This is a genomic window from Lachnoclostridium phytofermentans (genome assembly GCF_000733755.1).
GTDB lineage: Bacteria > Bacillota > Clostridia > Lachnospirales > Lachnospiraceae > Lachnoclostridium > Lachnoclostridium phytofermentans_A.
The window spans coordinates 249357-271523 of record NZ_JPOF01000007.1 but is presented as its reverse complement, the minus strand read 5'-3'; the positions used below and the strand labels follow the sequence as shown (position 1 = coordinate 271523).

18 protein-coding genes and 1 riboswitch are annotated in these 22167 nt (G+C 34.8%); of the genes, 2 read left to right on the top strand and 16 right to left on the bottom strand.

Annotated features, from left to right (window positions below; all coding sequences use genetic code 11):
• The first annotated feature begins 78 nt into the window (after positions 1–78).
• On the top strand, positions 79–1158 hold the full coding sequence (gene rsgA / locus CC92_RS0117145) for a ribosome small subunit-dependent GTPase A (protein WP_029501421.1): 1080 nt from the start codon (positions 79–81) through the stop codon (positions 1156–1158).
• 254 nt (positions 1159–1412) lie between these two features.
• Here rsgA and nudC read toward each other — a convergent pair whose 3' ends face one another.
• The 3 genes from nudC to CC92_RS0117130 all read right to left on the bottom strand — a co-directional run bounded on the left by nudC (position 1413) and on the right by CC92_RS0117130 (position 5668).
• Entirely contained in the window at positions 1413–2270 is an 858-nt protein-coding gene (gene nudC, locus CC92_RS0117140; protein WP_029501422.1) for an NAD(+) diphosphatase, read from the bottom strand.
• 287 nt (positions 2271–2557) lie between these two features.
• Complete coding sequence (locus tag CC92_RS0117135) at positions 2558–2980, bottom strand: Hsp20/alpha crystallin family protein (RefSeq protein WP_029501423.1); 423 nt, start codon at positions 2978–2980, stop codon at positions 2558–2560.
• 288 nt (positions 2981–3268) lie between these two features.
• On the bottom strand, positions 3269–5668 hold the full coding sequence (locus tag CC92_RS0117130; RefSeq protein WP_051650571.1) for an EAL domain-containing protein: 2400 nt from the start codon (positions 5666–5668) through the stop codon (positions 3269–3271).
• 160 nt (positions 5669–5828) lie between these two features.
• Positions 5829–5916, bottom strand: a riboswitch (cyclic di-GMP riboswitch).
• 187 nt (positions 5917–6103) lie between these two features.
• On the opposite strand from CC92_RS0117130, the gene CC92_RS0117125 reads away from it, so the two are divergent.
• Positions 6104–6694 (top strand): hypothetical protein, encoded by a 591-nt coding sequence (locus CC92_RS0117125; RefSeq protein ID WP_029501425.1) that lies wholly within the window; start codon positions 6104–6106, stop codon positions 6692–6694.
• A 451-nt stretch (positions 6695–7145) separates the two neighbouring features.
• Here CC92_RS0117125 and CC92_RS0117120 read toward each other — a convergent pair whose 3' ends face one another.
• From CC92_RS0117120 to CC92_RS0117065, 13 genes are all read right to left on the bottom strand, one after another.
• Positions 7146–10022 (bottom strand): helix-turn-helix transcriptional regulator, encoded by a 2877-nt coding sequence (locus CC92_RS0117120; protein WP_029501426.1) that lies wholly within the window; start codon positions 10020–10022, stop codon positions 7146–7148.
• A 254-nt stretch (positions 10023–10276) separates the two neighbouring features.
• Positions 10277–10531, bottom strand: a complete 255-nt coding sequence (locus CC92_RS0117115) for an RDAC family protein (protein ID WP_029501427.1) — start codon at positions 10529–10531, stop codon at positions 10277–10279.
• A 101-nt stretch (positions 10532–10632) separates the two neighbouring features.
• Positions 10633–11427: an ABC transporter permease gene (locus CC92_RS0117110; RefSeq protein WP_029501428.1), complete on the bottom strand. Its 795-nt coding sequence runs from the start codon at positions 11425–11427 to the stop codon at positions 10633–10635.
• The gene (locus CC92_RS0117105; protein ID WP_029501429.1) at positions 11411–12202 is read right to left on the bottom strand and encodes an ABC transporter permease; all 792 of its coding nucleotides are present in this window, start codon (positions 12200–12202) and stop codon (positions 11411–11413) included. Before CC92_RS0117105 ends, CC92_RS0117110 begins: the two co-directional genes overlap by 17 nt.
• A gap of 68 nt (positions 12203–12270) precedes the next feature.
• On the bottom strand, positions 12271–13257 hold the full coding sequence (locus CC92_RS0117100; protein ID WP_081841991.1) for an ABC transporter ATP-binding protein: 987 nt from the start codon (positions 13255–13257) through the stop codon (positions 12271–12273).
• 444 nt (positions 13258–13701) lie between these two features.
• Positions 13702–14214 carry a hypothetical protein gene (locus CC92_RS0117095; protein WP_029501431.1) on the bottom strand — a complete coding sequence of 171 codons (513 nt, stop codon included), beginning with the start codon at positions 14212–14214 and terminating at the stop codon, positions 13702–13704.
• A 255-nt stretch (positions 14215–14469) separates the two neighbouring features.
• Entirely contained in the window at positions 14470–14631 is a 162-nt protein-coding gene (locus CC92_RS23520) for a hypothetical protein (protein WP_334290892.1), read from the bottom strand.
• 26 nt (positions 14632–14657) lie between these two features.
• Positions 14658–16028 (bottom strand): MATE family efflux transporter, encoded by a 1371-nt coding sequence (locus CC92_RS0117090; protein ID WP_051650572.1) that lies wholly within the window; start codon positions 16026–16028, stop codon positions 14658–14660.
• A gap of 148 nt (positions 16029–16176) precedes the next feature.
• Entirely contained in the window at positions 16177–17454 is a 1278-nt protein-coding gene (serS, locus tag CC92_RS0117085; protein ID WP_029501433.1) for a serine--tRNA ligase, read from the bottom strand.
• 659 nt (positions 17455–18113) lie between these two features.
• On the bottom strand, positions 18114–18674 hold the full coding sequence (locus CC92_RS0117080; RefSeq protein ID WP_029501434.1) for an NADPH-dependent FMN reductase: 561 nt from the start codon (positions 18672–18674) through the stop codon (positions 18114–18116).
• Positions 18675–18991: 317 nt separating this feature from the next.
• A complete protein-coding gene (locus CC92_RS0117075) occupies positions 18992–19516 on the bottom strand; it encodes a cob(I)yrinic acid a,c-diamide adenosyltransferase (protein ID WP_029501435.1) in 525 nt (174 codons plus the stop codon).
• A complete protein-coding gene (locus CC92_RS0117070) occupies positions 19513–21054 on the bottom strand; it encodes a cobyric acid synthase (RefSeq protein ID WP_029501436.1) in 1542 nt (513 codons plus the stop codon). The genes CC92_RS0117075 and CC92_RS0117070 overlap by 4 nt, the downstream gene beginning before the upstream one ends.
• 28 nt (positions 21055–21082) lie before the next feature.
• Positions 21083–22132: a pyridoxal phosphate-dependent aminotransferase gene (locus CC92_RS0117065; RefSeq protein ID WP_029501437.1), complete on the bottom strand. Its 1050-nt coding sequence runs from the start codon at positions 22130–22132 to the stop codon at positions 21083–21085.
• Positions 22133–22167 lie beyond the last annotated feature (35 nt).

Here is a 22167-nt window from a genome sequence, read left to right as displayed (position 1 = left end):
GCTTAAAAAGCAATAGGGAAATCGCACAAACACGTGAAGGCGTGTTTTTTTTGTGCCTATTTTTAGGAGGAAACTACAATGAATTTACAACAACTAGGCTTTACTGAATTTTTCAAAAAACAAATAACAAAAAACGATATCGAACTTTCTTTAATTCCTGCAAGAGTTAGTGCCGTTCATAAGGAGTCTTACGAGCTGTTCAGTGAATTCGGAGAAAGTAGTGCAAGATTAAAAAGCTCATTATTTTATCAGAACTCAAAATATCTCGTATACCCAGCCGTTGGTGATTTTGTACTAATTAAGCATAACGAGCATGGTGATGATATTATTTACCGCATCTTAAATAGAAAAAGCTATTTTACTAGAAGTAATCCTGGATTCGGTAACTATTCCGGTAATGAGGCAGTTCAATCTATTGCTTCAAATTTTGATTATGTATTCTTAATGGAGTCTTTGAATCAGGATTTTAGTGTCAGACGAATGGAGCGTTATCTTTCTACTGCTTACGAAAGCGGAGCTACACCAATCATAGTTCTAACAAAGTCGGACTTATGTGAGGATGTATCGGAACAGATTGCTAAGATGGAGCAAGTGTCATTTGGCGTAAAGGTGGTAGCAATCAGTGCAGTAACAGGAGAAGGTTTAGGGCAACTAAGCGAATATCTTACCACCGGTACTACGATTGTATTCTTAGGATCCTCTGGAATTGGCAAATCCTCACTTGTGAATGCACTTTCTGGTGAAGAAGTGATGAAAGTATGCGGTATACGAGATGATGATGACAAAGGGCGTCATACAACAACTCATCGTGAATTAATCTGCCTATCCAATGGTGTTATGATTATCGATACACCAGGAATGAGAGAGCTTGGATTATCGAATGTGGAATCAGGACTTTCCTCTACGTTTCAAGATATCGAATCCTTATCTAACTACTGTAAATTTCAAGATTGCAAACACGATAAGGAACCTGGCTGCGCTGTAAAGCAAGCGATTGAAGACGGTTCCTTAAGTTCTGACAGACTTAGGTCCTACCATAAACTACAAAGGGAAGTAAGACATAGTGCAAAAAAAGCTGCTTATCAATTTGCTAGAACAACAGCAGGTAAAAATGCTTCTAAGCAGCAACATTATTCAAGAAAAAATATAAATATTTGATTTTATTATTCTTAGCAAAATACTATCTGGAATTAGAAAATGATCCTATAAAGCATTGCAATTACGCAAGTATTGTTTCACGTAGAATTTCTTATCTTTTAGGTAGGGATTTCTACGTTTTTTAATTCTTGCTGAATAACATAACAACTGAGATATCTCCATTCATACAACTAGAAAAATCACGCTTTGCGAACTTTTCCTTGTCGTAAATAAAATTGCTCAGGGGTTAAATCCCCTGTAACATGAATATCAAATTAAACCTTTGTATGAGTTCCATTACGGAAATTATCAATAAGTTCTTGCGCGATACTAACACTACTTTCGTTATAAGGAATTTCATCTCTTTTAAACCAAGTGGCTTCAGCAAGCTCTTCTTCTTGTAAAGTAACCTTATCATCTCCATCTAATTCGGCATAAAAACCAATCATCATAGAATCGGAAAATGACCAAGGTTGACTTTTATAGTAACGTATATTCTTAATCTTTAAACCAACTTCCTCCATTACCTCACGTTTTACTGTTTCCTCTAAAGTTTCTCCAACCTCAACAAATCCTGCTACCAAACCATATCTTTTATAATTTCCTCTCGCATATCTGGTTAAGAGTAACTGATTTCCATTTGTAATCGCGACAATGATAGCTGGTGAAATTGTTGGATAAGTAACCTTGCCGCAGGAATCACAGGTATAAGCACGTTCTTTCAGACTGTGTTTCATCTCTGATCCACATCTTCCACAGTAACGATTATTTAACCTAAAGCGATATAATTGATAAGCGGTAATACCTGCAAAAGCATAATGCTTTTGCTTTAATGTACGAAATATCTCTTGTTTTTCAAATTGGTCTTCTGTTGTTGGTTCCTTTAAGTTATCATAAACAAACATATAAAACATTTGGTCATCTATTTGAAATAAGTACTCTGCTTCCTCATATAGCAACTTACTGAAAGAGGGTTGTAGGCTAATTAATTCCTTAAATGTTGGAAAAGGACACTCGTTACCCTTTAATAAAAAAACCTCCCCTTTTGAAAACCAAATACATAAATCATTCTCTTGTGGTTTTCTATCTATAAATTCGTTTCTAAATTGATAAGGTTCAATGTCATGAATCATGGGAATTCCTCCAATGTATTAAAAGTCAATAATGAAATCCATTATACTCTAAACAATTCTATATGAAAAGAAAAATAAAAATAGAAAAAGAAGGGGTATCTCAAAGAAAAGTGGAAAACCAAAAAGAATTACCCATGTATAATGAAAAATGAATAAAAAAAGAGTAATTCGATTGAATGGAATTAAAAATATCCCATATAATAATCGAATTACTCTCGCTTTTTATTCGAAGGATTCCTTAAGAAGAGTACCTCTGTTATCAGCACTGATTTGACTAAAATATCTTATTACTTTACTTCAATTTTTCTATTGTTATCTGCAATTTGCTCCAATTTTGGAAGTTTTAAATTAAGTACTCCATCCTTATACTCTGCATTAATCGAATTTGTATCGATGTTTGCTACATTAAAACTTCTCTGGTAAGAACCATATCGTCTCTCCTGATGTATATAATTATCCTTCTCTTCCTTACTCTCTTCTTTATGTTCTGCTGAAATGGTTAGGTAATCACCTTGAATACCGATTTCAATCTCTTCTTTAGAAAATCCAGGAAGATCTGCTTGCAGCTCGAAATAATCACCTTTATCTAAAATATCCGTCTTGAAGCTGTTAAACATACCACCTAATTCACCAAAGAAACTCTTTTGAAATTCGTCAAAATAGTTACTCAAATTATATTGCTCTCTCTGAAAAATACTTGGTCTTAACATAACAATCACTCCATTCTATTTATTATTATCTATGTGAAACAAGGAATCTAGAACTCTACTTTGTTTTCCTTGTTGTATATGTTATACTACTTATAGAACATATAGTCAATATAGAATTAATTAAAATTTGATTAGAATTAAAAAGAGTATGCTATTCGTAAGAGTCCAACTTATTATTAATAAGAAAAGGGTACACTTCGCTAACTTTTCTTCCATACTGTAATAATCTTAACAAGTCCTAAAGAAAAAGCGAACAAGTCATCGCTTGTTCGCTTTCCTATCATTCTACTATACCACCTTTGATAATCCCTTTGGTTTCCCTACCCAATACCCTTGTGCATAATCAACGCCAATCTCATGAAGGCATTGAAATATAGCCTCACTTTCTACATATTCTGCTATTGTCTTCATTCCCATTAAGTGTGCAATTTCATTAATTGATGAAACCAGTGCGTAATCAATTTTATTCTTATCGATATCATTTACAATAATTCCATCTATTTTTATATAATCAACAGGTAAATATTTTAAATAAGTAAAGGAAGATAAACCACTTCCAAAGTCATCGAGTGCGAATCTGCAACCTAACTTCTTTAGCTCTTGAATAAACTCTTTTGCTTTAACAAAATTAGATACCGCAGATGTTTCTGTAATTTCAAAGCAAACACATTGTGGTGGTACCTGATATGCTTTAAATTGACGACAAATAAACTCTAGAAAGTCTTCTGCATTAATCGACATTGCGGAAATATTGATGTTATAGATATAATCATTTCCAGCAGAATCACTCTGATAAGTAGCATAGTTTGTACAAAAGTTTGTTATTACCCATCGATCAATGTCCGTCAACTTATTATAACGTTGCGCTGCTGGCAAAAAGGTTCCAGGAGATACTAACTGCCCATGTTCATCTTTCATTCGAATTAAAGCTTCATATCCACTTAATACTGAATCTGATACATTAACAATTTCTTGATAAACCAAACAGAATCTATTTTCTTCAAAGGCTTTTGTTATGCTAGGCATAACTTGCATTTCTTCTTCTCTAAGAGAAAATTCTTGTTCTGATTCACTAAACAGTTGTACTCGATTTCCGCCATTTTCCTTTGATATATAGCAAGCCTGATCTGCGGCGGATATCACTTTAGCTACCTCATATAATTCTTTGTTAATAATTACCGCGCCGATACTAACCCCTAATGTAAATACTTTTTCTTCCCAGATAAATCGGAATTTTTTCACAGTCTCACAGAGGATTTCCGCAATTTTTAAGCCTTCTTCCGGACTAATCTCATTTAATAACACACCAAATTCATCTCCTCCAATGCGTGCGAGGATATCTTGTTCTCTGAGATTTTGTTTCATCATGCTAGAGAGGTTCTTAATCAGCTCATCGCCTGCATGATGTCCACAAACATCATTGACTATTTTAAATTTATCCAAATCTAAATACAAAAACAGTGATGTTTCCTCTGGATTAAATAATATTCTCTTTGAGCATGCCTTGATTTCCTTTTCAAGTGCGTATCGATTGCTAAGCCCAGTTAACATATCATGATTTGCTTGATAACGTATTGATTCCTCAGCCTTTCTACGCTCTGAGATATCCTTAGCAATACATACAAAATGAATTTGCCCAGAGTTTTCTTCTATCATTACGGAACTGCTTACTAAAACAGGTATTGCATTCTTCTCTTTGGAATGGATTACCACCTCATAATCACTGTATTGTCCATTTCCTATGATAGTGTTTTTCCAATGTTCTAGCACTTGTGCTTGAACATTAGGAAAAAATATAGATACTGAAGTTCCAATCAACTCTTCTTCTGAATAACCGAACATCCTTTTCGTTGCTTCATTCACAGTTTCAATACAAAAGTTAGTATCAGCAACCACTAAAGCATCTGAAATATTTGTAATTATATTGCTTAGATAACTTTTAGAAACTGTACTTTGCCTTAGATACTCTATCATCTGATTATAAGAATTTGCCAATTTACCTATCTCATCTTTTTGCTGTATCTCAACCTTTGAAACTCCGTCCATTCCGTTAACTACGATATCCTTCGTAGCCTTATGAAGTTGTATTAAAGGTCTGGTAATCCATCGATTTAACAAATAGATACTTATTCCCATAGCCGCCATAAGTAGTAGTATTGCTATAACAAAAGTATATAAGGATAGATATCTTAATGGTTTTAGGTAACTATTACTAGAATACCCTGCTACAATATAGGAATCTGTTTCACCCTTTACTATGACAGGTAGAAAACATATATGATATTTCTCATTGTCCCATTCAACAATAGTAGTCTCTCCATCCATCTGACTCAAACTTTTTAAATAGTTGGTAAGAGAAGTTAAGCTTTTATCACTATTTAAACCACTATGAAATAAAATATTGCCATCTAAATCTATGATAATTGCAAATTTTAAATTTTCTGTTTCTTCTAAGGTAGCGATACTTTGTTCATCAAAACTATTAATCTCTTCTACATCAGTACCAGAGTATAACATTCGAACAACTTGAGCACGTAATCCTCGTGTAGTGGTTAACACTTCCTTTGAAAATGCTTTTCTTAATTCATCCTTTAATATTTGATTACTAAACATAAAATTAGCAATTAAAGTAATTGATAATACTACGCCCATGATTAATATTATTTTTATTTTTATTTTATCTAGCATAAACATCTCCAAGCAAGTCTCTTTTCTAGACTACAATTAGGAACAATCACATATAAAACATGAGCATTCTCTATCTTCTATACCTATCTTTTATGAAATATAGGTAATATTACCTATATGTGTAGCGATAAAAAAATCCAGATTATTCACCTGGACTCTTGTTTGCAACCTGGCAATCATTGATAATTAATATCCTTAGACCCATAGCTTTGCGTCCTTATTTTTCAATAAGTTTACTAAATTATAAATTTATTAATGATTTAATAGAAAAGAATCTACTAAAATAATTGCATTTCCCTTGAATTACATTGATAAAATTTGATATGCTAACTATTATACCATTCTAAATAGAATCAGACAATAGCGATATCATAAATATTTGCTTTTCTCTTACGTCTTTCTTGGTATAAAATAGATAAAAAATGAGGTATTTTTATGGATAAACTACTAAATATACAGACAGAAGGTATTCAACGAGATGGGAAAGATACCTATCATTTTCATCGTTATGAACCGACACCTTACGAAGTACTCGAACAATTATTTAATGCCTATCCACTTAGTAAGGATGATATCCTTGTTGATTTTGGATGTGGAAAAGGTAGGTTGAATTTTTATATTCATCACCGATTTCGTTGTAGAACGGTTGGTGTTGAATATAATGATGTATTTTATCAGTGTGCGATAAAAAATTTAGAAAACTACAATGGTCCTCATAAAGAAGCGATTCGATTTGAGGCTATCTACGCTACGGCTTATGAGATTGGTGCGAAGGATTCGATATTTTATTTTTTTAATCCGTTTTCTTTCCCCATCTTTAGTAGTGTAATTCATCATATTTTAGATTCCGTACATCTTAATCCTCGTAAAGTATCCTTAATACTATATTATCCAGATGAGGAGTATACCAACTTTTTGAGTCAACAAACTCCTTTTCAACTAGAAAAGGATGTCGCTGTTTTTGCCATTCATAATAATGATAACCGCGACAGATATATGATTTTCTCATATAATGCGATACAATAAAATAAATGATATACAATAAAAAATACTTTACTTTAAAATTTGTTTTACTATAAAAAAATGCTTTACTATAAAAAATGCTCTACTATAAAAAAATGCTTTACTATAACATTTGCTTTACTACAACATTTAATTTACTATAAAATTTACTTTACCAAAAAATTTGTTTATGAATAAACTCTAAACAACACTATAAATTCATTCAACTACCATTTTAAAATCAATTTGCTCGGAATTAATAAAAGAAATTAGAGTAATACATCCTCTAAATTAACTCTATGAAAATGTTAATAAAGTAGCTATACACCCTGAATAAAATTACTGGTGAACAGCTACTTTACGATACCTGTCAATACTTTAACATAAGTAATTTTTAATCCCTTAATCTTCCACCCTTGATCCAGGAAAAAGAATAACCTTCCATGAAGAATCTTCCATGAATCTAAGACAAATCTTACTTTACAAATTTACAAATATCAAAAGTTATCTTATCTGTAAACTCTTCCTGTGTTGCTTCATAACCACCGTATCGTGTCATATACCAACTTGCACCTGTTTCGTCACAGGCAATCTGATATCCTTCCTTTCGCAGATATTCTTCACACATGGTCTCTGTTGGGTAAGAGTTCCCTTCCTTCCCGAATACACGACAAACACCAAGCTTAGAAGGACTAAATTCCATGGAATCAAATCCCTCCGGAACCTTTATCCAGGTATCTAAAAACATACCAATCCAGAATATTGTTGTATTGTCGTCATAGTATTTCGACATGCCAATACAAGCGTCCGCGTCGCGGTATTCTTTACGGAATTCCTCCGTAACCAGTTCATGTAAATGATCAAAACGACCGCTATCATTCCATTCTCTCCATAGATGCACGAAATCTCCGTCCAGTCTATCTTTATCACTATAGCGAATACCAACAAATTTCATCGCTGGTAATTCCTGTATGTCAGAATGGACAATAGCCATACGATTAAAGCATTCCCACCATTCAAATATTTCATAAAGAGGACAGCATAGATAAGCATTTCCACCCATATATAATGTACCATTCCAGCCTTGACCTTGATTGTTATTCCATAAACAATGTACTTCTTTAAACTGAAGTGGCACATTAAGATTCAGCTCCTCTTCCTTCGTTCCTCTATAAAGCAATGTCTGCGGTATCTCACGACATCCAAAACCATCAGGAACTAAAGTATCCTTGGGAGAAAGCACCCCATACCAATATTCATAACTCTCCTTCGTCGTAGGAAAATAGGAATCAATCATACCTATCGTACTCTCTGGAATGAGATTTGGTATGGAAGAAAGCTGCTTTATCTCACCATTTCTATGCATTTGCTCTCTCAATTCTGTCATTGTATCCTTTTCAATACAAGATGAAATTACCGTTCTTTTCCCTATTAATTTTGCATTTGGTATCACAGTAACCGAACTACTTTTTAGATTATTCACACAGTCTTTTAGTAAAGTGTAGCCCTCTCTTTGGGCACTATCCTTTAAAAAAATAGTTAAAAGTTCGTCATGGCAGTCTGCAAATTCTCTAATCTTATCTGCCACAGGACGCATCTTCTCTGGTGATTTAAGTTGCTCTATCGTAATTTCATATCCTGCACCCATTCGAAGTAAAGCCTGATAAATCTTTCTTTCCTTATCAAAAATACGTTGTAGGTCTGGTAATAATGAAAAAGCAGGAGTTTCCACGATATCTACTCGTTTGAACATTAAGTCACGAATCATTGGAGAACCAGCATAACAATTCTCACCTGCCATACATAAGTAACTAATATAAATATTCCATGCATTACAATCTGTTAACTCAGATATTCTACCATCTACAAGACTATCTGCCCAGTCAAGAAAAGCCTGCTTACCATATGACATACCATTTTTTGATGCTCTAGTAATACAATTTGGAATATCCATGATTGCTCTTGTAAGTACGTGTACCAAATTCCGATCAGCTGTTTTTGAACCAGCAAAAATAAGTTCTTTTGTTTCCTGTAATAACTTTGTCTGCTTTACCGGTTTAATTTTATCGTCATGAAGAATATATAAAACACAATCTTTTGCCTCATACCCACAGATAATGCAATAATTTGTGCTTCCTTCAAATCCTCTCGAGATTACCGGGATCCCTCTATCAAGACTTTCTGCCACCTGACAAAAAGACTTATCCAAATCATAAATGATATCTTCTTTTCCTATGTAAAAATAGTCATAACCAACCCCTTCAAAGGCTTTTTTTATCATTTCTCTGCCAAGCCAAGCATCTGATAATCCCAGTACACACGTCTGCAAATCATCACTATGTGCTTGAGTAAATAAATCTCCGGTAATGATATTGAAAAACCAGTAATCATACAACTCATTGTCCTCACCAAGACAATCCATCAGATATGACATACAGCCATGAAATGTCCGCAATTGATCTTTCCTATGATCAACCAGTCTATCCTCTTTCGTAATCATTCTTTTCTCACCGATACTGACTTGTTCTGGTCTTTTTATCCCAGGCAATGACATATCATGTTCGAAGGTGTCTGCCAAACTTATATTAAATTCAGAAGCAATCAAATACGCTGTAAGTTTTTTCCCATGCTTCACAAGATATGGTAGCCGAAATAGATTCCACTTATCTGCTTTTCCAATCATATATCTGTTATCAGGAGATAGTGAAATCCTCACCCTATCTTCCCAGTGTTCTTCTTCATATATTTCATAATAACATTGAGCGCCAGCATTACCGAGGTAATCAAATTTTACCCAGACATAAAATTCACAGATTGCTCCTGTCTCCAATCGGTCAAGCTTACTTATAATTGCGTTCCAACGCCAGCCTTTCCCTTTTAAAAGAAAACAGTTCCGCTTTTCTTTTGAAAAAACCTTCAGATTTTCAATTCCACCAGAACAATCAGTTAGGCTATCATCGAATTTCCAATTCTGACTGATAAAGTAATGCTTTTTCGTAGAACCTTTCTCTTCTTCCATAGGATACTCCCTTCGAAATTTGCCAGGTGTAACCCCATACTCTTGATAAAAAGCACGAGTAAATGCCTCCTGACTTTCATATTGATATTCCAGTGCAAGATCAATCATACGACTACAACTATTTATTAACTGCTGCGCTGCTTGCTTCATACGTTTCTGGCGAATGTATTCATAAGGTGTCTGCTCTATCACCTGTTTAAACATCTTAGCTGCATACCAAGGCGTATATCCAATTAGATCCGCTAGCTTTTGTAAGGATATTTCATTCACTAAATTATGATTGATATACTCCTGCATTACTAAGACCAGTTGTTCCATCTCCTCAAACCTCATGTAACATTCCTCCTGTTATAAAAATATCATAGAAAGGAAATTATCTTTTGATAATTTTTGCAAACATATTTACTAATTTAAATTATACCTTTATCTCTTGGAAAATTCCATTGAATCTATGTTACTGCAATACAATTCATGTAAAGAAAAAACGCCATCTTACTCTCCCTAAAAAAGGAGAGTAGGATGGCGTAAATTTTCCTTACCTGCTTATCGAGTTAATCAATAAGTTTTGATTATTGAAAGCCTCTCTCTTAATCTGCTGATATCCAAAAATTAATCCTATCATCACTAAATTCTATCGTAAAGTGCAAAGAATGAAAATATTCCATTAATAAATCCTCTAGCATTTGCTTTTTATTTCCATTCTTACCATCTGCATCTTCTTGGCACTCTATCCATAAAGATTGTTTTCCACAAGCATCTCTTAGATGTATCTGGTAAGGCAGATTTGTCTCCTTAATACTCTGATTTAAATTAATCACTTCTGCAATTGAAATATATTTCATTTAATACCTCCATTAATCTTTATATTCTTTTTTATAATCTTAATTTTGCTGAATATAAGTTATGAAGCTTAGCAATGAGTTTCCTTGAATTTTTTCTCTCATTATACTCTTGCACTCATCAGATTACTAGAGGAATATCTTTTTAAGCCTTTCTGAAATACCCAAAAAGCAAGGGCTGTCAAGCATATTGCAAATACTGTAACAGCAACAAGATAAATGGCTTTAAATTCTCTTAATACTAGAATCGGCAGATAGTTTACAATTCCAACCGGAATAATGGTATAGAGCAAAAGTCGAACAGTACCTTTAAATATTCCTTCAGGATAAGTTGAAAAATTAATCATTGCCCCATTGAGATTATCTGCAAGAATATCTCCTCGAACGAATAAAAAGGAGGAACTTCCAACAATTACTGAAAAAGCTGTCAAGGTTATTCCACCTAGAACAGTGAAATAAGTAAATAGCAATAGTCTTTGAATACTAAAATCAAAGATTATAATAACCAAATATCCATAGATTAGGTCTCCTATTGCAGAAGTACTGCTCTTTGAACTGCAAATGCTTAGCAACGTATTCTTTGGCTGAACTAAAAAAGCATCTAACTTTCCATTCATTATGAGATTCGGAAGATGATATGCTCCAAAAAAGAAGATATGAGAAATCCCAAAGGTACTAGCTGTCAGTGCCCAAAGAGTTAAAACATCATTCATCTCATAGCCTCCAATATCCTTTTTTAACTGGAATAGAATCAGCCATTGAATAATAAAACTTGCATTATTTAAGATCATAAAAATAACATTCATTAGAAAGCTGGTACGATTTATCATTTCCTTCATCAAATTATATTTTACAGACAACCCTACTAATTTTAATTCTTTCTTAGCCACCGTTAACATTTAAGCGCTTCACCCCTTTTTGATATAATACTGTTAATATCGAAACAACGATTACAATATAGATAACCTGCGCAAATACAACCGAGAGAAACATCTCCATACTAAAATCAATAATTAACTTGGCTGGTCCATAAGTGATGACAAAAATCGGAGAACACTTTATGAACGGTTGTAGCCAGATAGGAAACATTTCTACTGGAAACAAAGTCCCAATCACCAAGATTAGTTTATCGTACATCCAGTGGATTGGTTTTGCATCCTCTATCCAAAAAGAACTAATACTAATCGCAATACGTATTAAAGCATTGACAAACAAGCCAAGTAAAAACGTGATTGCTATAAAAGGAAGATTTCGAAATTGAAAGTTTGGTAATCGCCCTGCAAATATTAGCCCCATAATAATACCGACAAATAAATATAAAAATAGTTTAATTGTTACATCGCCAAAATGCTTTGCTATGGTATAATACAGATAATTATAAGGTTTGTTTAACCCGTAGGCGATTGAACCACTTTTAATATCATTACTGATTTGGTTTGTCAGCATTGCGTTCCGATTTCCAAACCACATAATTTCTGTGAGTATGACATACCAAACCATCTGCGACATCGAATAACCGTCGATGAGATTGGACGAATCAGAATATATGTATTGCCAAAGATTTAAAAATACAAAGATGATAAGAAAAAAGGATATAAATCCTAGAAAAATATTAATTAAATATTGTAAGGTTTCCATTAAGGTTGTTTTGTAGATAAACAAATATTTTCTCATATTTCCTCGATTCTGGCCATAGCGCCATTTCCAATTGAAAGTGACTTTAAGAATAAGTAGCATTAAAGTTAACTTCTTTCCTTATATATTTGAGTAATTATGCTCTCAAGTGGAACATTAGATATTGTGATATCCATCAAGTTGTCTGTATCAAGCCATTTTAAAACTTCTTGAATGCTGATGATCTTCGTATCTACTTCAATCTTTAGATTCACACCCTTACTTTTTAAAACTGTTACCCCTTCAATTCTTGGAAGTGCCATCTCCTCTTTCATCTTTATCTCAATTATTTTCTTATCAAGATAATGGTACTTTACCTTTTCCATAGAATCATCAAGCACAATTTTCCCATGATTTACTATAATAATTCTTTTGCATAATTTCTCGATATCTCCAACATCATGGCTGGTTAAAAATACTGTCATACCATAATCTTTATTCATCTTCTTAATTAAAGTACGGATATTTTCCTTTACCACCGGATCAAGCCCAATCGTTGGCTCATCTAAGAATAATATCTTTGGTTTATGTATTAAGGATGCCACGATCTCACAGCGAATGCGCTGTCCGAGTGATAAATTCCTTACTGGAGTGTTGATAAATTCACTTAATTCGAAGGTACTTTTTAGTTCCTCTATCCGGGCTTCTACTTCTTTCTCTGCGATGTCATACACAGCCCCAAAGAACTTGAAATTATCGTAGGGAGTTAGATGCGTCCATAGCTGCTCCTTCTGCCCGAAGACGGTACCTATCTTATAGGCAAGCTGTTTTCTTTTTTTGCAGGGATTGATATCATCCACCATGGCTTCTCCGCCACTTGGATATAGGATTCCGGTTAGCATCTTAATCGTGGTGCTTTTTCCAGCTCCATTTGGGCCAATAAATGCGATAATCTCACCTTCTGCGATATGAAAACTGATATCCTCCACCGCTTTAATTTCCTTATAACTTGGCTTTACAATAGAACGAAGGCTTCCCCTAAGCCCTTTTCGTTTTTCTTTCACTCGGAATGTCTTAGATAAATTCTGTGCCTGAATTATCATTCTCTGCTCCATAGTTCTCCTCCCTTGTTAGTCAGAACATGATGAAATGAAATTACTGTAAGAATAAGCACGCTTCGCGGACTTTTCCTTGTTATGAGTTAAAAAAACCGCTATCCCTAACGTTTCAGAATATAATACTCCTGTTACGTTATCATAGCGGTTTCAACTACAACTATATTGTATTGTATCGTCTTTACCGCATAGCCTCAAAAGACATCTCTGCCACAGGGATAATCCCTGTTTTTGTGACTATGCATCATAGCCACGGCTAATGTCTTAGTTCTAGAATACAAATGGAAAAGACGTATACAAAATTTCTCATGTTTGATCTGACTCCTTAAAATATTTCTGTTTAGAATAACACCTCATTTACTAGATGTCAACCATTATTTTCTAATAATTTAACGACTTCCTCTAGGTTTCCTACAAATTCCTTACTTCTCGTAAAAACACTTTCTACGAACCTGCTTTCTCATTATAAGCGTACCAATCAGATTCTGGAAGCCCTAGCCCTCGTAAGATGTCATTTAGATAACCGATATTATACATGATATGCCTTATTTGACCAACAATTACATCAGCATAGGTATATAGTGGATGATTATTGTAAACTGAAGTACCCAGTTTTTCATCCTCTAAAGAATCAAAAATACGTGTCGTCTTCTTTTGAATTTCCTCAAGGTACTCCTGCATTTTCTCTTTAGAAATAAAGAGTCCTTCAAAACTTTTACCATACAAATCCGGGGTATAAGCCTCCTCGAAAATCATGGAACGCCACTCACTTTCATCGTATCGTTCACGCATCCAGAAATCGATAAAAAAAACATAATGAAATACCTGCTGCCAAAATGGCACCTCATGATATGAGGATGCCCAAACATCCTCCGGGCAAATGTTAACAAGTACATGCGCCATATGAAATGTGGAGTCAAATTGATTACGTAATGCCTCTGTTATTAATCTTTGCATTCTTTTCCTCCCTCTTCTGCGCTGCTTATTGTCTTGCTTGCAAGATACTATGTATATTTAGTTTGTGGATGCAGCACGGACACAAACCTGCTTAATGAAAGTATGATAATTATGTAGTCAAATTAAAATCTTTCACTCTCTTACTTTCTCAATATAATTTTATCAGATAAGACGAAAGAAATCGATCATTCATAATCGACTTCTTTCGACATATTTATTTCTTGATTCAGTGTATCTCAAACACCAATTTATACACTAATATATATGATATTCTAACAGTAGATGACCAAGGCACATCTGTGAACCTCCATGCTCTCCCATCGTATAAGCCTGTATGCTTCTTGGATTAACATGTAGAATATCACCTAGAAAATGCTTTAATCTGGCTGAATCAATCGCTGTTCCGGTTCCAATCACTTGTTGCTTTGGAAGACCTGATAACCTTAATGAAGTGTTGTATCATGAATCCAACGCCCCTTTAAGACACGAGGTACCGTAAAGAGTGCTTTCACACACTCATCACTGCTTAGTATAAAGTAAACCCATACTGGCGGAAGATGAAGTACAAGGGTTGCAAGTAATCCACCGCCAAGTTTTATTATCCATAAGGTCAATACATCAAATGTAGCACAGTAAAGGGTATCCCCTGCTCCACGTAATATTCCGGCCATAGTTAATACAGATAAGGCTTGAAAGAATAAGAGGTAAGCAGATACAAACAGCATTTGACGAATCAATTCCGCTGTTTCCTTGGAAGCCTCAATAAAGGTTGGAGCGATTGGACGCAATAAGATTACAGCAAAAGCAACAATCCCACCTAATACCACACTGACACGTATTAACTTATTGGCTAGCTTTTTCGCGTCTTCTTCTCGTCCTTCCCCAATTAGATTTCCTATGATGATACTTGATCCTACACCAATACCAATCATAATGATTCCGGCTAGCTGTTGTACCACATTAATGAGGCTGGAGGCTGTAAGGAAACTAACACCCATGCGGCCTATAATTGCAGACTGTACAGCAATACCAAGTCCCCAGTTTACCTCACTCATAAGGACGGGTGCACTATAACGTACCAAAGATCGAAAATACTGTCTTGATTTCTTAAATATGTAAGATAATCTCATCTTAAGTACTTTCTCACCTTTATACATATAAATAACAACTAAAACACTCTCTAGAATTCTACAAATTAGGGTCGCGATTGCCGCTCCTTCAATCTCCATTCGTGGAAATCCTAGTTTTCCATAGATAAAGATATAATTCAATATCACATTGGTGATTAGTGAGATTCCATAGATGTACATTGAAATTTTTACATTCTTAATACTACGAAGCCCCATTAAATACACTCCGGTAAAACCAGAGAATAGATAAGAAAAACCAATGATACGAAGATATTTTGAGCCATACATAATAACTTCAGGTTCATTCGTAAAAATAGACATTGCTTGATTTGGAAAGGCAAGCACAACCAGTCCCATCAGGGCTCCCATAATGATACCAACACGAATCATAAATCCTAATATAGTTTTAATTGGCTCCATTTCCTTTTTACCAAAGTATTGAGCATTCAATACTACAGAACCAGATGCCAGTCCAAACAATACTGTAGTAAAAATAAAATAGACCAAATTCGCCTGGGAGATTCCCGATAACTGCACCTCACTAATATTTCCAATCATCAATGTATCCGCGGTACTTACTCCTACATTAATTAAGTTCTGTAAGGCAATTGGAATTGCAACCATGAGAAGTGTTTTCATGACATGGTCTTGATTTTTCTTTATTTCTTTTGTGTTCTTTTGCATCTAAAACTCCTATTCTACTTATACAACGTTTCACCGTATTCCCAAATAGTAGATTGCATTCAATTACATAAAATATGCCAAAGTAATTTAGAAATCTAATGTTACCTTGGCATTTTTATTTTAGCTATATATATCTATTTGATGCTTCTTATTTGATTACGGTCTTTCCGCCCATATATGGCTGTAATGCTTTTGGAATGTTTACGCTGCCGTCCGCATTTAAGTTATTCTCTAAGAATGCAATTAACATTCTTGGTGGAGCAACTACTGTGTTGTTAAGAGTATGAGCAAAGTACTTGCCACCTTCACCAACCACACGTATTTTTAAACGACGAGCCTGAGCATCGCCAAGATTAGAACAGCTACCAACTTCGAAGTACTTCTTCTGTCTTGGAGACCATGCTTCTACGTCGATGGATTTTACCTTAAGGTCTGCAAGATCACCAGAACAGCACTCTAGGGTACGCACAGGAATATCCAAAGAACGGAATAAATCAACAGTATTTTGCCATAGCTTCTCAAACCACATCATACTTTCTTCAGGTTTACATACTACAATCATTTCCTGCTTCTCGAATTGATGGATACGATAAACTCCTCTCTCCTCAATACCATGAGCCCCTTTTTCTTTACGGAAACATGGAGAATAGCTTGTTAATGTTTGTGGAAGTGTCTCTTCTGGTAAAATAGTATCGATGAACTTACCAATCATGGAATGTTCACTTGTTCCAATAAGGTAAAGGTCTTCCCCTTCAATCTTATACATCATGGCATCCATCTCAGCAAAACTCATAACGCCAGTAACAACATCGCTACGAATCATAAATGGAGGGATACAGTAAGTAAATCCACGATCAATCATGAAATCTCTTGCATAAGAAATTACTGCAGAGTGAAGTCTTGCGATATCTCCCATTAAATAATAGAAGCCATTTCCTGCTACTTTTCTAGCACTATCAAGATCTAAGCCATTGAATTTTTCCATAATTTCTGCATGATAAGGAATCTCGAAATCAGGAACCACAGGCTCACCATAACGCTTGATCTCCACATTTTCACTATCATCTTTCCCAATTGGTACGCTTTCGTCAATGATGTTTGGAAGTGTCATCATGATTGTCTTAATTCTTTCCTGAAGCTCAGTTTCTCTTGCTTCAAGCTCGGCTAAACGCTCAGACTCTTTTGTAACAAGTTTCTTCATCTCTTCCGCTTCTTCTCGTTTTCCCTGAGCCATTAAACCACCGATTTTTTTAGAAATTGCATTACGATCCGCTCTTAAGTTGTCTGCTTCTCCTTTTGCATTTCTTGACTCCACATCTAATTCAATAACCTCATCTACTAATGGAAGCTTATGATCCTGAAACTTATTTTTAATGTTTTGTTTTACGATTTCAGGATTTTCTCTAACAAATTTTAAATCTAACATGTGTATCCTCCTTTTTACGTTACAGTAAATTAATGTATCTCGTGACTGTGATATTTAAAGATAAATTATTGTCTTATTCTTTCCTAATTTTACTCTGAAGAAAGTTATTTCTATATCGCCTGTCACATTGCGTGCTGAGGTAAAAAGGATATAAAAAAACCTTTCACCTCATGCATTTTCACATGGGACGAAAGGATTCCGCGTTGCCACCCAAATTGCCGATAACTCGGCCACTCAATAAAGTACTCTAAAGGGTACTAACCTTGCAGCTTTCACTGCCGGCTCCAAAAGTGGAAAGATTTTTTCTTTGACCGATTCTCACCAACCATCGGCTCTCTGAACAAATACCAAAATCGTAGCTTTTATCATCACCGCTATAACTTATAGTTTTGCTTATTATAAACTATTTATTCTATATTTTCAAGTAGATATTTTGTATTGTTTACATCATGTAGCTTATTCTATTACTTATATCAAGTAAATTGGCTCAAGGTAAAATGCTAATTCAAACTACACCCACTAACCTAAATTATTCATGTGAACATTGTTAGTATCCTTCAACGTTATTTCCACAAAGGTGCAAAGGAAAGAAACACTGCACAAAGGAATGAAACACAGCACGAATGAAATCAACATGAATAATTTAGGTGATAAAGCTTTTATTTCACAATAAATTTATCCAACCAAGCATCAAAAGCACCTGCAATCTCTTGCATATACTTAATTGTTCTATCACTTGAGATATTTCCCTGTTCATCTAAACTATCTACGATATTCGAAAGATAAGCTTCTGGTTGCTGCATCGTATATACGTTTAAAAATGATAATACTTGACGTAAATGATGATTTGCGCCAAATCCTCCTATATTTCCTGGTGAAACACTTAGGATAGCTCCTGGCTTACCTGACCATACATTTTGCCCATATGGCCTTGAAGCAATGTCTAATGCATTCTTAAGAACAGGTGGAATTGAACGATTGTATTCTGGTGTTACAAACAAAAAACCATCCAATTCTTTTACTTCTTTTCGGAAATTCTCCCATTCCTTCGGGGTTGTCCCATCCTCATCAAAATCTTGATTAAACATCTGTAACTTACTGATATCAATTATTTTCATTTCATATTTTTCTGGCATAAGAGAATGAAAGGTTGCTGCTACCTTTTTACAAAAGGAATCTCTTCTTAGACTACCAACAAAAACACCAATTGTTACGCTCATTTTTATTACCTCCTTAATTATATGTAAATTTTTATATTATAGCTGTTAACATTGCAAAAATTAACTTTTATCAGAGTTTTAAAATTCAACTTCTGATTATTCTTATTATAGTGCGATAATTAAAGAAGGTCAAGCTTCCTAGTATCGCCACTCAGGCTTATCAAATCTTATACTTAGAGGTGAAAATAGTTTGTCGCGCCGAACCCCTAGGGTGAGTGCGCATCCCTCTGAGAGTTTTTCACAGATAAGAAATTGCGTTGCAATTTCCTATCTATGTATAAAGTGACTTTGCCACTCTTTCTTCTCTGATATCTTTATTAAAATTCAATTCCTAATCGCGCTGGTTGATTTTTGTCATAAGGATGCTTTATTTTCTTCATCTCGGTAACGTAGTCAGCAAGATCAAGTAATTCCTCCTTGGGATCTCTTCCTGTAAGAATCACTTCCAAATCTCTTGGTTTTTCTTTTAAAAATTCTACTAGCGTGTCTCTATGAATCATTTCATAGTTATACGTAGATATGATTTCATCCAAAATCAAAATATCAACATCTTTTGCCATTGCGACAGCTTTTTGCAAGAGATCCTGATATGCTTGCTTTGCAACTATCTTATCCTCTTCTTTCATAAACTTAAAAAATCCAAAGTTTCGTTTCTCTGTTAAAACAGTAATGTTAGGAACCTCACGAAGGATTTGAAACTCTGATGAAGTTCCATCCTTAAAAAACTGTACGATAAGGACTTTTAAACCACTTCCAGCTGCACGTACGGATAATCCCATAGCAGCAGTAGTTTTTCCCTTTCCATCACCACAATAAATATGAATCATTCCTGTTTCTTTCATACGCCTTCCTCCATAATCTGATAAATTTTTTCCATATCTAGAGCATCTCTTACAGCATCTGCTAACTTATCATACTGCTCTTCTTTATGTTTTTTATAACTGAATTCAAAAATTTCATCCAAAGCAATCCCTTTTTTCTCACAAAGGGTACCTATGATTTCTTTGCAAATACCCTCTTCGTCAAAAATACCATGCAGATAGGTTCCATATACGTTATCTCCATTGGATCGTAAAACAGAAGTGATAGCTCTATCCTCCACATACTTTTTAGCAGCTTTATCTGAGAAAGAGCCATCATTAACTGGGACTTTGGATATCCATGTACTCTCTCCCATATGAATTTCATACCCCTGATAAGTTTTCCCGGTTAATCCAGATAGCATACCCGTTACTTCACCAAAAGTTCCTCTGTTTTGCTTTCTAATTTTTTCTTTAGAAAAAACAGTATCTACAGGGAGCAAGGATAGCCCTTTTATCTCTCCACCACCTTCTACTCCAAAAGGGTCACGAAGCATTTCCCCTAACATCTGATAACCACCACAGATACCAAAAATTAAGCTTTCTTTCGCTTGTGCCTTTAAAATGGCAGCCTCAAGACCAGATTCCCTTAAAAATTTTAAATCAGCAATTGTATTTTTCGTTCCTGGTAAGATAATCATATCAGGTTCTAATAGTTCAGAAACCTTCGCTATATATCGAACTGATACGTTCGGAAAACGTTCCAGATTGTGAAAGTCAGTATAATTTGAGATTCTTGGTAGACGAATCACAGCGATATCAATCTTTTTTGCCATCTTTTTAAGAAAACGTTCCGAGATACTATCCTCTTCTTCAATATCAACCTTCGTATAGGGAACCACTCCAACAAAAGGAATATCAGCAATTGGATTTAGCCTATCACTTAGCATCGTAAGACCAGGTTCTAAAATTTTTACATCTCCACGGAACTTGTTAATAATCATTCCTTTCACCATCGCACGTTCTTCTTCCTCTAATAGAGCAATGGTTCCATATAATTGGGCAAATACTCCGCCTCTGTCGATATCCCCCACTAAAAGAACTGGAGCTTTTGCCATACGTGCCATTCCCATGTTTACGATGTCTTCTGATTTTAAGTTGATTTCCGCAGGACTTCCTGCACCTTCAATTACAATGATGTCATACTCTTTCTCAAGCGTATGATATGCATGCATAATTTCAGGAATAAGTTCTTTCTTGTATTTAAAGTAGTTAGAAGCTGTCATATTGCCACGTACTTCTCCATTTACTATGACCTGAGAACCAACATCAGTCGTCGGCTTAAGAAGAATTGGATTCATCAATACGCTTGGCTTTATACCTGCTGCCTCCGCCTGTACCACTTGTGCTCTTCCCATCTCATAACCATCTTCCGTAATAAAGGAATTTAAAGCCATGTTTTGTGACTTAAATGGAGCCACCTTATAGCCATCCTGCTTTAGAATACGGCAAAGAGCTGTTACTAAAAGGCTCTTCCCTGCACTGGACATGGTTCCCTGTATCATTATTGACTTTGCCATGGCTGCTCTCCTTCACATTTTTTATTACTTAGTTTTTATTGCTTAGTTCTTTCATTTCTTTTATCAAAATATCATTCTCTTCTTTTGATTTTATTGCGATACGATAGTAGCCTTTGGTCAATCCAATAAAATTACTGCAGTCTCGTATTAAGATTCCACGCTCTAATAATTTGTTATATAAGTCAATTTTTGCTTTCAGTAAGAGAAAATTTGCTTCTCCTTCTATGACCTGTATATTACATTCTTTTATACCATGAAGTAACCTACTTCTCTCTAACTCAATCTGTGTCTTAGCTTTTAGAAAAAAATCTTCACATTTACAAGCGGCTATTCCTGCAAGCTGCGCACAGGTAGATACATTCCAAGTTTGACTAGTTTCACTCATCCTCTGATAGAGTTCGTAATCAGAACAAATTGCGTAACCTAACCGAACACCCGCCATCCCATAACTTTTTGTAAACGCTTTTAGTACAAATAAGTTTGGATACTTGCTACATTCCCCTACCAGCGAAATTGCACCCCTTACCCATTCTAAAAAGCACTCATCCACAAATAGTCTGACACTGTGCTCTTTGCATTTCATAAGTAGTTTTTTTAACAAATCATAGGAAACACATTTCCCAGTGGGATTATTGGGATTACATAAATAAACAGTATCGAGTTCTCTTGTAATCCTATCTAAAATATCTTTGGGAAGAGTGAATCCCCTCTCTTCCTTTAAATAATAATAAGTAATCTCTGCTTCCAGACCGTTTAGTGACTGCGCATACTCACAAAACGTTGGAGCTATTATTAGTACCTTCTTAGGCTTAGTTGCAATCGCATAGGAAAAAATTAATTCTGCAGCACCATTTCCACAGAATATAAGCTCCTTTGATACCTTTTCCTTCCTAGCAATCGCCTGTCTTAGTTCCTCACAATAAGGGTCCGGATATTGAGAAAGACATTCGCTTGCCTTAATGATAGCTTCCTTTACCAAAGGTGGGGTACCAAAGGGATTTAAATTTGCAGAATAATCTAACCGTATCTTTTGACGGTAGATATCACCTCCATGGGGATTTTCCTGATGTAATAACATATTTGACCTCATTTCTGCACATACGTAAAATTAAT

Coding starts and splice junctions, on each gene's coding strand:
- CC92_RS0117110 (WP_029501428.1), bottom strand. CDS start 11,427: ATGTTAACGGTGGCTAAGAAAGAATTAAAATTAGTAGGGTTGTCTGTA.
- CC92_RS0117090 (WP_051650572.1), bottom strand. CDS start 16,028: ATGCAAAAGAACACAAAAGAAATAAAGAAAAATCAAGACCATGTCATG.
- CC92_RS0117135 (WP_029501423.1), bottom strand. CDS start 2,980: ATGTTAAGACCAAGTATTTTTCAGAGAGAGCAATATAATTTGAGTAAC.
- nudC (WP_029501422.1), bottom strand. CDS start 2,270: ATGATTCATGACATTGAACCTTATCAATTTAGAAACGAATTTATAGAT.
- CC92_RS0117100 (WP_081841991.1), bottom strand. CDS start 13,257: ATGGAGCAGAGAATGATAATTCAGGCACAGAATTTATCTAAGACATTC.
- rsgA (WP_029501421.1), top strand. CDS start 79: ATGAATTTACAACAACTAGGCTTTACTGAATTTTTCAAAAAACAAATA.
- CC92_RS0117105 (WP_029501429.1), bottom strand. CDS start 12,202: ATGAGAAAATATTTGTTTATCTACAAAACAACCTTAATGGAAACCTTA.
- CC92_RS0117070 (WP_029501436.1), bottom strand. CDS start 21,054: ATGGCAAAGTCAATAATGATACAGGGAACCATGTCCAGTGCAGGGAAG.
- CC92_RS0117125 (WP_029501425.1), top strand. CDS start 6,104: ATGGATAAACTACTAAATATACAGACAGAAGGTATTCAACGAGATGGG.
- CC92_RS0117080 (WP_029501434.1), bottom strand. CDS start 18,674: ATGAGCGTAACAATTGGTGTTTTTGTTGGTAGTCTAAGAAGAGATTCC.
- CC92_RS0117065 (WP_029501437.1), bottom strand. CDS start 22,132: ATGTTATTACATCAGGAAAATCCCCATGGAGGTGATATCTACCGTCAA.
- CC92_RS0117130 (WP_051650571.1), bottom strand. CDS start 5,668: ATGCTAGATAAAATAAAAATAAAAATAATATTAATCATGGGCGTAGTA.
- CC92_RS0117095 (WP_029501431.1), bottom strand. CDS start 14,214: ATGCAAAGATTAATAACAGAGGCATTACGTAATCAATTTGACTCCACA.
- CC92_RS0117075 (WP_029501435.1), bottom strand. CDS start 19,516: ATGAAAGAAACAGGAATGATTCATATTTATTGTGGTGATGGAAAGGGA.
- CC92_RS0117115 (WP_029501427.1), bottom strand. CDS start 10,531: ATGAAATATATTTCAATTGCAGAAGTGATTAATTTAAATCAGAGTATT.
- CC92_RS0117120 (WP_029501426.1), bottom strand. CDS start 10,022: ATGAGGTTTGAGGAGATGGAACAACTGGTCTTAGTAATGCAGGAGTAT.
- serS (WP_029501433.1), bottom strand. CDS start 17,454: ATGTTAGATTTAAAATTTGTTAGAGAAAATCCTGAAATCGTAAAACAA.